Consider the following 12,734-nt stretch of genomic DNA (forward strand, 5'->3'; position numbering starts at 1 on the left):
CTAGCGCGGCAGCAGCTTACGGCTCGATTCCGTCGCTTCCTTGAAGGCGCGGGAGACTAACTCGCCGAGCTGCTCGAACTCCGGACGGCGACGAGACGACGCCCGCATTGCGAGCCCGACGGTGCGTTTCGCGTCCACGCCCGGGCCGAAGGCGGAAACGGCGATGCCGGGGCGCGCGCACTCGGTGGACAAGGCGGAGACGGGTACCAGCGTGGAGCCGAGTCCGGCCACCACCAGCTGCACCACCGTGGTCAGCGACGCCGCGCGGGTGGCTGACTGTGCGCCGGGGGAGCGGTTGACCTCCGCGATCTTGCACAGCTCCACGATTTGATCGCGCAGGCAGTGCCCGTCGTCCAGCAACAGCAGATCGAGGTCGTGCAGCGCGTTCAGATCGAGGTCTCCTCTGCCGGCCACGGGATGGTCGGGGGAAGTGATCACCGCGAAGGTTTCGTCGTAGAGCGGGATTTCCGACACCCCGGTGGCGCCGGTTGGGGTGGCGAGCACTGCGACGTCGATCTGCCCGTCGCGAAGCCGCTGCAGCAGCTCCTCGGTCTGGTTTTCCACAATGCGCGGCTCCAAGTCCGGGTACTCCTCCTCGATGAGCTTCAGCAGCGTCGGCAGGATGTACGGGGCGATAGTGGGGATCACGCCGAGGTTCAGCGGCCCGGCCAGTGCTCCGAGTGCGCCGCGGGATTGCGCCACGAACGCGTCGGCAGCTTCCAGTGTCGCCTTCGCATAGGGGAGGAGCTCCTCGCCGGTGGGGGTGACGATGACGCGCCGGGTGGAGCGCTCGATGAGTTGGATGCCCAGGCCGGCCTCCAAGGCGGCGAGCGCCTGTGAGAGGGACGGCTGTGAGATGCCGAGCTTGTTCGCCGCGGAGACGAAGTGCTTTTGCTCGGCGACGGTGACAAACGTCCGGAGCTGAGCGAGCGTCGGTTTATACTCTCGATTAGCCATGCCTATGAACCTACACGAAGTTCATAGGTTTTTACGTTGAAAGCGGGCGCGTTCTGTGTCATACTGGTTGCTGTCCGTTGAAAAACACCTATGACCAGTTTCTTTGGAGGAATTTCTATGCCGATCATGACCGTTGGAGAGCGTTTCCCGGAGTTCGACCTTGTCGCGCTGAAGGGCGGCAACCTGAAGGACGCTAACGCGTCTTCCCCGGACGACTACTTCGAGAACGTGTCGCTGGACAAGTACGAGGGCAAGTGGAAGATCGTCTTCTTCTACCCGAAGGACTTCACCTTCGTCTGCCCGACCGAGATCGCCGCATTCGGCAAGCTCAACGAGGAGTTCGAGGACCGCGACACCCAGGTGCTCGGCGGCTCCACCGACAACGAGTACTCCCACTTCAACTGGCGCGCGACCCACGAGGACCTGCTGGACATCCCGTTCCCGATGTTCGCTGACGTCCGCCACGACCTGATCCGCGCGCTCGGCGTCGAGAACGCTGACGGCGTGTGCGACCGCGCAACCTTCATCATCGACCCGGACGGCATCATCCAGTTCGTCTCCGTCACCCCGGACGCTGTCGGCCGCAACGTCGACGAGGTTCTGCGCGTGCTCGACGCGCTGCAGTCCGAAGAGGTCTGCGCCTGCGATTGGCAGAAGAACGACCCGACCAAGAACATCGACAAGATGGCCGTGGTCCAGGAGTCCCTGAAGTAAACCCTTTTTCAGTCAAACCCGTCCGGCAAAGGAGAACATGATGTCGATTGAGAACCTGCGCGGCGCACTGCCCGAGTACGCGAAGGACCAGAAGCTCAACCTCGGTTCGCTGACCCGCTCCACCGAGCTCAGCGAGCAGCAGCTCTGGGGTACCCTGCTCGCCTCCGCGGCAGCGACCCGCAACGCGAAGGTCATCGCAGAGATCGCTGAGGAAGCCAAGGAGCACCTCTCCGAGGAGGCTGTGGAGGCCGCGTACGGCGCCGCCACCGTCATGGCGATGAACAACGTCGCCTACCGCGCCAAGGGCTGGCTCGGCGACGATTACGCCAACGTGAAGTTCGGCCTGCGCATGAACATCATCTCGAAGCCGGGCGTGGAAAAGGCCGATTTCGAGCTGTGGTCGCTCGCTGTTTCCACCATCAACGGCTGCGAGCACTGCGCCGTGGCGCACGCCAACACCGTCCGCGAGGAGGGTGTGACCAAGGAGCAGGTCTGGGAGGCCGTCAAGGTCGCCGGCGTTGTCCAGGCTGTGGCCCAGGCAATCACCATCGAGGACGCCCGCTAAGCATTTACGCTTGATGACGGCACGACCTCCGGCAAGAACCCGCACGAAGCGGGGGCTGCCGGAGGTTTCGTCGTTTAGCGGGGCGGTTTAGAGACCCTTCCGGTTTTAGAGTGCGTTGATGTTGTCCTGTAGTTGTCCGGAGTGGATCGCAGCACCAGTACTTGGGTAATTGTCACTCACGATAAACGTGTTCGTGCAATTGCCGATAGTGTCTTGGTGCTCGGATAACGTATGCCCTCTAACAAGATGGGAACTGTGATGGTCGCAATAGTTTGGAATAAAATCTCTTTTCGATACTCGAAATATGGGCCATATATTCTGCGGGATGCCGCGCTGTCGTTGTCACGGCCTGGCATCTACGAAGTCCGGGGCCCATCGGGAAGCGGTAAATCCACGGTTCTGGATCTGTTAGCCGGTCTGCGCTCACCCAGTGAAGGCAGGGTAACCATCGACGGTAAACGGTTCGGAAAGGGCGCGGCCAAGAAGCTAACCTCGTGGCGGGCCAAGCACGTCGGGTACGCACCACAGGCACCGACCCTCCTGCCTAGCCTCAGCTGCCGGGAGAACCTCGAGCTGGCAGTTCACGTCGCCGGACGGGGCCTCGACGCCCAGGGCAGGGAAGAGCTGCTTGGCACGTTGGGCATGCAGCCTTTCGCAGAAGCCCTGCCGGAGGAGCTATCCGGGGGTCAACGCCAGCGCGTTGCGGTGGCCCAGGCACTAGCTTCCCAACCGGACTTGGTGCTCATGGATGAGCCCGTCAGCGCGCTTGATGGAGCGAATGTCGCCGTGGTCGAGGACTTGTTGCGCCAGTCGGCGAAGCGGGGAGCGATAGTGGTCTATTGCTCCCACCGTGAGCTTTTCGACGGGCAGGCAAAAACGCTGCTGCAGATGGGGGCATAGCCCATGAAGACCATGACTCCCACCGCCGCCTACCGGAGAGAGCTGTCGGTGACGGCGCGCCCCTTCATCGGGGCAATCGTACTGGCTGCGGTAGTAATAGGCATGCTCGTCGGCACCATCCTTTACGTCGCATTCTCGACTGGCGGAAGCAGCGACTTCAAGGCCGGCGTGACGAATATGAGCCTGATTGCGATCATCCCGGCATTCGCCGGGATCCGGTTGGCGCATAAGAATTCTATCGCGGACCACCGAAATACCGTGCAAGCGCTGCGGATTCTCGGCATAGGCAGGGCGTTTTTCACCAGGCACCTGCTCCTGCAAGGGGCGTGCCTGGCGCTTCTGGCAAGCGCTTCGGCGGTCGTGTTGGGACGGTTGTTAGCGACGCCGCTTTTCAAGGTGATTCTGCTAGGGCTCAACAAGCAGCTGCCAGATTGTTGCGACCGGCTAGTTGGTAGCGGTGTGGTGACTTTCGGGTAGCGGTTCAGTGGGTTTCCGGTAGCGGGGTTGGCGGTGGCGGGTGATGCTTTCGGGTGGTTGCACCACAGGGGTGTAGCCGGTTACCGGAAGGAGTCCGCTGATGACGGATTACCGGGCGGTGATGAAGCTGCTTGTGCAGCAGCGTTCGTACCGCCAGATTGAACAACAGCTGGGATGCTCCCACCGCGCGATTTCCCGGTCGAACCAGGTGCTTCGATCCCTCGGGATTCGCACTATCGACCAGGTGTTGGCGTTGACGGATGATGAGCTCGACGAGTTATTCGTAGATGGGCGCAGCACAGGCCAGGGCGAGTTCGTCCCTATCGATTTCGATGCGGTGGTCAAAGCCCGCACGGGGCGTAACAAGCAGACACTGCAAGTGCTGTGGGCTCGCTACACCACCACACCTGCTTTACCCGGCCAGCTCCATTACAGCTACGACCGGTTTCGCCAGTTGGTGGCGTCTCATGTCGATGCGGCCGGTTTGACCGCACGCATCACCCATACACCGGGGCACACCATGCAGGTGGATTGGGCAGGCACCAAGATGCGCCTGTTCGACCCTTATGGCGCACCGGGGGTGAAGGTCAGCGTGTTTGTCGCCTCAATGCCGTATTCAGGGATGATTTTTGCCCTCGCATGTCCGGATGAGCGCCAGCATTCCTGGCTTGATGCCCACCACCACGCGTTCGCCTACTTCGGGGGCGTGCCTGAGGTTGTGGTGCCGGATAATGCCTCGACTGCGTCGAACGCGATCAGCGCGGCGGATCGAAACCGCAAGGTCAACGACACCTACGAGCAGTTTTTGGAGCATTACAACACCGCAGCGCTGCCCACGAGGTCGAAACGGCCGAAAGACAAAGCCAATGTCGAAGCCGCAGTCAAGATCGTCACCCACAAGGTCATCCACGCACTCGATGGTCACCAGTGCGTCGACCTTGACGAACTCAACTCGCGAATTCAGCAGTTGGTTGACCAGATCAACCAGGCGGTGCCGTTTCGTCACCAGCAGTCAAGCCGCAAAGACATTTTCGATGCGCATGAAAGACACCTTTTGACGAGGGTGTCAGGAAGTTTGTGTGTGAGGCTCTGATCTAGAAGGAGTTTCACCGATAATGACTACGGTGTCACCGAAGAAAAACCATGACCCGGCAAGGGTCAATGAGATCAGCGAGAAGCTGATGGAAAATCCTGAGCTCGCCAGCTTGATCAGCGAGCTGTCGACCTCGGCTGATGATGCAAGCGAGCTGGTCAAAGGCCTGCTACAGGCATCGATCAACGCTGGTCTGCAGGCGGAGATGGATGCGCACTTGGGCTATAGCCATTCCGACCGCAAGACCAAAGCCCAAGTGGCAACCGCACAGGCGAACAATCACCGCAACGGGTCGTACACCAAAACCGTCAACTCCGGGTACGGCGCGGTGGAAGTGACCGTGCCCAGGGATCGTGCCGGCACGTTTACTCCCCGGATGGTGCCCAAGGGCGCACGCCGGCTCACAGAGCTCGATGACATGATCGTCTCGCTATACGCCGGCGGGATGACAGTGCGCGATATTCAGCACCACCTCGCGACCACCCTGGGGGTGGATATGAGTCCGGATACGATCAGCACCATTACCGATGCGGTGCTAGAGGAGGTCATGATCTGGCAAAACCGTCAGCTCGACGAGTTTTACCCGGTGATCTTCCTCGACGCGCTACGCGTGAAAATCCGTGACGGGCACCGCGTGGTCAACAAGTCCTGCTATATGGCGGTTGGTGTCGACATGGACGGCATCAAGCACATCCTGGGATTGTGGATCGCTGAAAATGAAGGTGCCGCATTCTGGGCATCGGTGTGCGCGGACCTGGCCAACCGCGGTGTCCAGGACGTGTTCATTGTGTGCTGCGACGGGCTCAAAGGCCTGCCGGAAGCTGTGGAGGCAACCTGGCCGAATTCCATGGTGCAGACCTGCATTGTGCACCTGATTCGGGCTGCGAACCGGTGGGTGTCGTATCAGGACCGCAAAGGCGTCTCCCGTGCGCTACGCGAGGTCTACACGGCCACTAACGAGGACACCGCCCGTGCCAGCTTGGATGCGTTCGAGGCCAGTGAACTGGGCCGGAAATACCCGCAGTCGGTCAAAGTTTGGCGCGACGCTTGGGAGCGGTTCGTGCCGTTTCTGCAGTTTCCGCCGGCGGCACGCCGGGTGCTCTACACCACGAATTCGATCGAGTCGCTGAATGCTGAACTGCGGAAAGCTACCCGCAACAGGGGCCAGTTCCCGAACGATACGGCGGCGCTGAAGACGCTGTGGTTGATGATCTGCAATATCGAAGACAAGCGCGCTGCGCAGCGAGCGAAGAAAGTGAAGCGCGACGTTGAGTGCAACGGCTATATTGAAGGAGCGAAAGCCACCGGGTGGAAACAAGCCATCAACCAACTAGCCGTGGCTTACCCCGACCGATTCGCGGACTACTTGTAAACCAAGCCCCCGCACACAAAGAATCGGACACTCTCCTTTTGACAGCACTTCCCGACACCCCGTGGCAGCGCACCGAGTGGAAACGCGCCAAGATCGCCCCAGATTTCCACATCACCGTAGCCAGCGTGCGGTACTCCGTGCCGCACCAGCTCGTTGGCCGCACTGTCGATGTGCGCATCACCGGGCAAGTGCTCACGGTCTTCGATGGTGGCCGTGCCGTGACAACCCACACGCTTTCCCACACCCGCGGGGCGTATGTCACCGATGCCGACCACATACCGGCGAACATGGATCACACCCAGGGCCTGTGGACGAGCGATTACTTCCTGCGCGAAGCCCAAAAAATCGGCCCGGCGACACGCACCGTCATCGAGGAAATGATCACGGCGAAAGCAATCCCGGCCCAGGCGTACCAATCGTGCAGGAACGTGCTGTCAATGGGCAAACACGCCAACAAGCCCGTGCTGGAAGAAGCATGCCAGCGTCTGCTCTCCTGCGACGGGACCCGCCGGGCGGTGTCCTACACCGCGGTCAAAAACATGATGGCCGCCGTACGCAAAGAAGCCGCAACCCGACCACACGGCTTCGACCAACCGGCACCGGCCACACCTGGGCATCCGGCCCACGCACCCGCCGCTGCCACACGCGACACCAGCGGCGCCTACCTCGGTGGCGCAGCACAGTTCAGCCTGGACAACCTCATCAAGAAAGGAACCACAACGCCATGACCCCACCGACCCCGCCTCAAGAGCGTTTCCTCGACGAATCCGTCCTCGCGGACTTCACAGCAATGCGCATGACAGCCTTCGGCAAAAGCGTCATCGACATCGCCAACGACCCAGCCTTCGACACGTGGACCTTCTCCCAAAAGGTGCTCTACGCACTCGACAAAGAAGTCGCGGCCAGACGCGAACGCCGCATCAACAAACTGCTCAAGGCATCACGATCGCCAAACCCCGATGCCTGCCTCGAAGACGTCGTCTACGCACCTGACCGCAACATCAACCCAGAACAAGTCAGCCGACTCGCTCACGGACAATGGTGCCACCTGGGCCAAAACATAGTCATCTTGGGCAAATCCTCAGTCGGCAAGACCTACCTCGCCCAAGCACTGATCACCGCAGCATGCCGCAACGACTACTCCGCCAGGTTCTACCGCACCGACATGCTTGCCGCGCACTTCGCAGTGATGCCACTCGACGACCCAGCCCGGCTCAAACTCACCCGCGAGTTGATCAGCGTCGACGTGTTAGTCCTCGACGACTTCCTCACCACCCCAGTCGACGCCGCCACCGCACACCTGCTCTTCAACATTCTCTCCGAACGAGAAGGCAACCGATCAACAATCGTGACCTCACAGTTCACCCCGCAAGACTGGTACAGATCCATCCCGGACGCAGTCATCGCCGAATCCATCCTCAACCGACTCATCGCCGGCGCCGAAATCATCACCCTCGAAGGACCAAACATGAGATTGGAAACTAACCAGTAACACACAAAACGCCTGAGCCGGGACCGCTACCGGATCCCCACTCAGGCGCTACCACAAACTCACCACACCGCTACCATTCCGATCTTCTAAACAGCCAGATCACTGGGGCTCGCCCATTGACGTTGCCTGGTCGTCACTGCTGGTCTTAGTCCCCCTGTACCTCCTCGGCGTGGGGATTCTCAACGTCGACAAGGTGCTAGCCAAAACCGGGGATCGGGGAGCGGCGACAGTAGGTAAGTCCAAATCCTTGGTGGGGCTGGTTGGCTTAGTGCTCGCAGTGGTCAATGTTGCCGCGGGTATCTGGTGCATGGTGACGACTCCGCCAGGGCCTGTCGTGTTGATTTTCGTCTTCACCTTGCCGTTCCTCGCTGTTACACTTGCCGCCACCTTCGCCCGGGTGCTAGCTCGCTGGGCAGCCGCGGCGATCAAAAAGGTGAGCGGATGGTCGGCACCCGCGCTAGGCATCCGCTCCTCCGAAACCGTCGGGACGACCTCGAGGGTGGGGCTTGCTACCGCGCTCGTAGCCATTCCGCTGGCAGGCTTCACAGGTGCACAGACCGCGTTATGGGCGGCAAATTACGTAGGCTCCCAGAATTTCCAACCGGTCCCAGTCGTCGTTGGCCAAGATCTTCGCCTACTGGAAGCGCAGGAAGCAGACGGTGTATGTGAGGAGATCGGCGACGACTGCCGTGGGGTGGTCTACTGGCAGCCTTCGGACTTCGAATCCGCGGGGGAGACCTCCGTACCGATGGAGAAGGCGAATGACTATTCTCTGGCCGGATCGAATGACCACGTGATAGGGCAGCTACTCTCGCCCGCGGCGCCGGTGAAGGCTCACAGCCCCTTCTACCCAGACTTCATGGTCCCGTTCTCCGGTATTTCTAGCGAGTCTCCGGTCAAACCGGAATGGGGGCTTCCCGTGGTCGCAGAATCGGCTAGCGCACCGGATCATCTCCGGGTGGAGTCCGCGCAGGATTGGGTACGGCATGTGGATATGGATAGCCAGATCATGTACGGGCCTCACGGCGACGGAACCGCCGGCTTCGTCCCCACCGCGGCCTACACTTTGCTGGCGATCTGCCTGGTCCTCGCGGTCTCTGTGATGGGCAAGCGGGCCAATTTGCATGCGTTCTTCTCACCACTGCGTCTTCTGGGCCGTACCCAAGACGCGATCCAACGAGCAGAGTTCTGGGCAATCCTCTTTCCGTACTGTGTTGCCATGCTGACAGCGCTCCTAGTGGGCATCTGGTACACGGTCGCCGTCCATGTCGCAGTCTCGGGGTGCCCGGGGGCGCTGCTGCCTTACCTTCCCCCAGGGCTATGGGTGCTCTTTGTCCTTGTCTTCTTAGGCACGAGTGCGACTGCCTTCTTGCCAACTCCAGACAAGGACGAGCGTGGCGCAGATGCGCCCTAGACACTGGCGTGCCGGCGCCTAAAGAGGCTCTTCCGGTTTCCACTCCGGGCAACTACTGGACAACATCAACGCACTCTAAAACCGGAAGGGCCGGTTTAGAGCGGGCTGAGCACGTTGGTGGTCAGCGAGAACAGATCCTTCGGATCCTCAGGATCAGCGACCAGGTCGATGAACTCCTCGAACTCAGAGCCCGCCACAGAATCGCGGGTCTCAGTTCCGGATGCCAGCCGGATCGTGGATCACGCCGAAGCGGTGCAGCGTCGCGGAGACGGACTGCTCTAGCAGGTAGGGAAGGAGCTCGCGGCGCCCGTCGATGAGCACGGGCCCGTCGAACACCGCCGTGGCGACATCTCCGTAGAGCTCCTCAGGCGCGCGTCCCACCACGCGGATGCGGTCAGGCGTGCCGGTGACGGCGTGCGCGTCGACTTCGACATCGGCTGCCTCGAGCTCGCGCGCGATCGCGTCCGGGGCGACCACACGCACCTCAGTACCGGTGATCGCGGCGGCGAGCAGCTGGCGGTACACCTCGCGCAGCTGGTAGCCCTCGCCGACGTAGACCACCACCGGCTCCAAGGTGCTGCGGTAGCGGAAGATGTTGGCCTCGGAGCGCAGGCCGGAGTGGTCGTGGCCGCGGCCGAACTCGCTATCCCACGCGCGCTGGTCGTACTCGGCGGCGCGGGAAAGCCACCCGAAATCCTCGTCGCTGACGTTGGCACGGAAAGCGTCGAGAAGCTCCTGCACCCTCGCCGAGATGCTCACGCCTAACGACGGCGCCAGCTCCGCCCGCTCCCGCCACGTGCCCATCTGCGCGACGTAGTTCGGCCCGCCCGCCTTCGCGCCGGGGCCCACGGAGGACTTCTTCCAGCCGCCGAACGGCTGGCGTTGCACGATCGCGCCGGTGATGCCGCGGTTGACGTAGACGTTGCCGGCCTCGACGCGGTCGAGCCACGTAGTGATTTCCTCGCCGTCGAGGGTGTGGATGCCGGCGGTGAGGCCGAAGCCGGTGGAGTTTTGCCACTCGATCGCCTCCTCCAAGTCCTTGGCGTGCATGATGCCCAGCACCGGACCGAAGCACTCGTTCTGGTGGTACCAGGATCCCGGCTTCACGCCGTCGCGGATGCCGGGGGACCAGAACTTGCCCTCCTCGTCGAGTTTGCGGGGTTTCAGCAGCCATTTCTCGCCCGGCTCCAGGGTGGTCAGGCCGCGCTCCAGCTTCTCGCCTGGGGCTTCTATCAGCCCGTTCATGGTGGTGGACAGGTCGGTGCCCGGGCCCACCACGAGGGTGGAGGCTGCGTCGAGCAGCTGGTTGATCAACCGGTCGGACTCGCCGGCGGAGCCGACGAGGATGGCCAGCGAGGCCGCGGAACACTTCTGGCCTGAGTGGCCGAACGCCGACAGGTACAGGTCGTTGACCGCGAGGTCCGGGTCGGCGGACGGGGTGATGATGATGGCGTTTTTGCCGGAGGTTTCCGCCATGACGTTGAGCTTCGGGTTCCAGGACTTGAACAGCTGCGCGGTTTCGGATGCGCCGGTGAGGATGATGGCGTCCACGGCATCGTCGGTAAGCAGGGCCTTGCCGGCTTCGCCCTCGTCCGCGCGCACGTACTGCACGGTGTCGGCGTTAATGCCCTTGTCGGCGAAGACCGCCTGGATGCAATCCGTGATGAGCTTGGCGCACTGCGTCACCTGCGGTGCCGGCTTGAGGATCACGGCGGAGCCTGCGGCCAGCGACGCCATCACGCCACCGGTGGGGATGGCTACCGGGAAGTTCCACGGCGGGACGACCACGGTGAGTGTGTTCGGCTCGAAGTCCGCGGCAATCTCGTCGAGGTGGCGGGCGCTGTCGGCGTAGTAGGTGCAGAAATCGATCGCCTCGGAGATCTCCGGGTCAGACTGGTCCACCGTCTTGCCGGCCTCGTGCGCGGCGACCGCGACAAAGTCGCCGCGTCGTCGCGCAATCTCGTCGCCGATCGCGTCGAGGACGTCGGCGCGCTCGTGCGCGGAGAGCGCGCCCCAAGCCTTCTGGGCTTCCTGGGCGCGGGAGATGTGGTCGGCGATGACGGTTGGGTCCGTGAGTTCCTCACCGGTGTCCACAGCTGGCGGGTTTGTCAGGTGCTCGATTGCCCACGCGCGGTTGGCTTCGAGCGCCGGGTCCGTGTCCGGTTCGTTGAAGAAACGGCCGGTGGTCCCAGCGTCCGTGGCGACCTGGCGTCCGGTCTCGTTGGTGCGGTCCTGGTCCCGGTTCGGCCCGTTGTGCACGCCCCAGCGGTTGTCCACCGCCCAGCGGAAGACGCCCTCCTGCTCCCTGATCGGGTCGCGCTTTGCGGTCTTGGGGGCGAAGAGGGCGTGCAGGAAGTTCTGCGGCGCCGCGTTCTCCTCGAGGCGGCGCACGAGATAGCTCACCGCAACGTCGAAGTCGTCCTTGCGCACGACGGGGGTGTAGAGGATCTGGCGGCCGTAAGCCTCGCGCACGATCTGCTGCTGCGCCGGCGACATGCCCTGCAGCATCTCCGAGTCGAGCATGCCGGCGACACCGCGGCGCTGCGCCAGCTCGTAGGCGAGCGCGGAGGTGAACAAGTTGTGGGAAGCGATGCCGATGGCGACGCTGTCGGCGTACTCGGGGCGCACGATGAAGTCGAGCAGGCGGTAGTAGTTCGCGTCCACCTCGTCTTTGGTCAGGTACGGTGCCTGCGCCCAACCCTTGACCTCTGCGTGGTGGCGCTCCATGGACAGGTTCGCGCCCTTGACCAGGCGGATCTTGATCTTGGAGCCGCCGTCGGCCACGCGCATTTTTGCAAAGTCTGCGAGGTACTCCAGCGCGCCGAGCGTGTCGGGCAGGTACGCCTGCAGCACGATGCCGCCCTGGTAGTCCTTGAACTCGTCCTCGCTGAGCAGCTGGGTGAACACGTCGAGCGTGAGGTGGAGGTCGTGGTACTCCTCCATGTCCATGTTGATGAACACCTGGGGGCTGCGGTCGCGCGCGGCGCGGTAGAGCGGGCGGATGCGGTCTTTGACCAGGCGGACGCACTCGTTGTAGTCCCAATGGTTGAGCTGGGAAACCATGGATGAGGCCTTGACGGACACGTAGGTCACGCGAGGGTTCTTGATCAGGTTCAGGGTGCGCTCGGCGCGGTCCGTCGCCTCCTTCTCGCCGAGCACGGCCTCGCCCAGCAAGTTGAGGTTGAGCTGCTCGCCGCGCTTTTCCGCATTGTCGAGCAGGTTGTTCAGCGCGTCCGACTCCGCGTCGAGCACGAGGTGGCCGACCAGCTGACGCAGACGCATGCGCGCCGCCGGGACAACCACAAACGGCAAGAACGGGCCGACGAAAGCACCGGCACCGACGAGCAGGGCGTTGATGCGGCCGAGGAAGGACGCGTCGACGCCCCTGGTGATTGCGCGCAACGCGTTCGCGGCCACGCGGTTGTCTTCGGGGCGCATCACGCGGTCGACGAAGTCCATGGTGAAGCGGACACCGTTGTCGTCGCGAAGCATCTCGGCGAGCTGCTGTGTCTGGGCGTCGTCCGCATCGGCGTCGGCGGTCGCTTCCATCCAGTGGTACGCGCGGGTCACGGCCGCGTCGACCACATGATCGAGGTCAGCGGTGTTCTCGGGCGGAAGCTGGTTGGTGAGCAAGTTCGGCATATGTGTTCCTTACCACTAAAACAGTCCTATGTGACAACCCTCAAACTAATGCATATGTACGACGCAGGCCACTGATTTGTCAAAGATTCTCTGCGGGCATGAAAAAGC

At 62.4% G+C, this 12,734-nt stretch carries 11 protein-coding genes; 9 read left to right on the top strand and 2 right to left on the bottom strand.

The window, feature by feature from the left end; all coding sequences use genetic code 11:
- Complete coding sequence (locus tag ACF3NP_RS03120) at window positions 1-957, bottom strand: hydrogen peroxide-inducible genes activator (protein WP_181888574.1); 957 nt, start codon at window positions 955-957, stop codon at window positions 1-3.
- A 117-nt stretch (window positions 958-1,074) separates the two neighbouring features.
- Between ACF3NP_RS03120 and ACF3NP_RS03125 the strand changes: the two genes are divergently transcribed.
- The 9 genes from ACF3NP_RS03125 (at window position 1,075) to ACF3NP_RS03165 (ending at window position 8,984) form a co-directional block, all read left to right on the top strand.
- Window positions 1,075-1,671, top strand: coding sequence for a peroxiredoxin (locus ACF3NP_RS03125; RefSeq protein WP_181888573.1), 597 nt, complete (start codon window positions 1,075-1,077; stop codon window positions 1,669-1,671).
- Between the two features lie 40 nt (window positions 1,672-1,711).
- Window positions 1,712-2,236: a carboxymuconolactone decarboxylase family protein gene (locus ACF3NP_RS03130; RefSeq protein ID WP_181888572.1), complete on the top strand. Its 525-nt coding sequence runs from the start codon at window positions 1,712-1,714 to the stop codon at window positions 2,234-2,236.
- A 258-nt stretch (window positions 2,237-2,494) separates the two neighbouring features.
- Entirely contained in the window at window positions 2,495-3,136 is a 642-nt protein-coding gene (locus ACF3NP_RS03135; RefSeq protein WP_392399127.1) for an ATP-binding cassette domain-containing protein, read from the top strand.
- A gap of 3 nt (window positions 3,137-3,139) precedes the next feature.
- Window positions 3,140-3,613, top strand: a complete 474-nt coding sequence (locus tag ACF3NP_RS03140) for an FtsX-like permease family protein (RefSeq protein WP_392398964.1) — start codon at window positions 3,140-3,142, stop codon at window positions 3,611-3,613.
- A 100-nt stretch (window positions 3,614-3,713) separates the two neighbouring features.
- Window positions 3,714-4,706, top strand: coding sequence for an IS21 family transposase (gene istA, locus ACF3NP_RS03145; RefSeq protein WP_236883593.1), 993 nt, complete (start codon window positions 3,714-3,716; stop codon window positions 4,704-4,706).
- 22 nt (window positions 4,707-4,728) lie between these two features.
- A complete protein-coding gene (locus ACF3NP_RS03150; protein WP_181889902.1) occupies window positions 4,729-6,078 on the top strand; it encodes an IS256 family transposase in 1,350 nt (449 codons plus the stop codon).
- Window positions 6,079-6,116: 38 nt separating this feature from the next.
- Window positions 6,117-6,806 carry a Mu transposase domain-containing protein gene (locus tag ACF3NP_RS03155; RefSeq protein WP_236883592.1) on the top strand — a complete coding sequence of 230 codons (690 nt, stop codon included), beginning with the start codon at window positions 6,117-6,119 and terminating at the stop codon, window positions 6,804-6,806.
- Window positions 6,803-7,570 (top strand): ATP-binding protein, encoded by a 768-nt coding sequence (locus ACF3NP_RS03160; RefSeq protein WP_181889901.1) that lies wholly within the window; start codon window positions 6,803-6,805, stop codon window positions 7,568-7,570. Before ACF3NP_RS03155 ends, ACF3NP_RS03160 begins: the two co-directional genes overlap by 4 nt.
- Window positions 7,571-7,739: 169 nt before the next feature.
- On the top strand, window positions 7,740-8,984 hold the full coding sequence (locus ACF3NP_RS03165; protein WP_392398965.1) for a hypothetical protein: 1,245 nt from the start codon (window positions 7,740-7,742) through the stop codon (window positions 8,982-8,984).
- Between the two features lie 210 nt (window positions 8,985-9,194).
- Here the strand turns inward: ACF3NP_RS03165 and ACF3NP_RS03170 are convergent, their stop codons facing one another.
- Window positions 9,195-12,626 (bottom strand): bifunctional proline dehydrogenase/L-glutamate gamma-semialdehyde dehydrogenase, encoded by a 3,432-nt coding sequence (locus ACF3NP_RS03170; protein ID WP_181888569.1) that lies wholly within the window; start codon window positions 12,624-12,626, stop codon window positions 9,195-9,197.
- Window positions 12,627-12,734 lie beyond the last annotated feature (108 nt).

This window comes from Corynebacterium lehmanniae, assembly GCF_043161975.1.
Taxonomy (GTDB): domain Bacteria; phylum Actinomycetota; class Actinomycetes; order Mycobacteriales; family Mycobacteriaceae; genus Corynebacterium; species Corynebacterium lehmanniae.

Excerpts from the sequence above, each read along its gene's own strand:
- ACF3NP_RS03125 (WP_181888573.1), top strand. The coding sequence starts at position 1,075 with ATGCCGATCATGACCGTTGGAGAGCGTTTCCCGGAGTTCGACCTTGTC.
- ACF3NP_RS03120 (WP_181888574.1), bottom strand. The coding sequence starts at position 957 with ATGGCTAATCGAGAGTATAAACCGACGCTCGCTCAGCTCCGGACGTTT.
- ACF3NP_RS03130 (WP_181888572.1), top strand. The coding sequence starts at position 1,712 with ATGTCGATTGAGAACCTGCGCGGCGCACTGCCCGAGTACGCGAAGGAC.
- ACF3NP_RS03160 (WP_181889901.1), top strand. The coding sequence starts at position 6,803 with ATGACCCCACCGACCCCGCCTCAAGAGCGTTTCCTCGACGAATCCGTC.
- ACF3NP_RS03140 (WP_392398964.1), top strand. The coding sequence starts at position 3,140 with ATGAAGACCATGACTCCCACCGCCGCCTACCGGAGAGAGCTGTCGGTG.
- istA (WP_236883593.1), top strand. The coding sequence starts at position 3,714 with ATGACGGATTACCGGGCGGTGATGAAGCTGCTTGTGCAGCAGCGTTCG.
- ACF3NP_RS03135 (WP_392399127.1), top strand. The coding sequence starts at position 2,495 with ATGGTCGCAATAGTTTGGAATAAAATCTCTTTTCGATACTCGAAATAT.
- ACF3NP_RS03170 (WP_181888569.1), bottom strand. The coding sequence starts at position 12,626 with ATGCCGAACTTGCTCACCAACCAGCTTCCGCCCGAGAACACCGCTGAC.
- ACF3NP_RS03150 (WP_181889902.1), top strand. The coding sequence starts at position 4,729 with ATGACTACGGTGTCACCGAAGAAAAACCATGACCCGGCAAGGGTCAAT.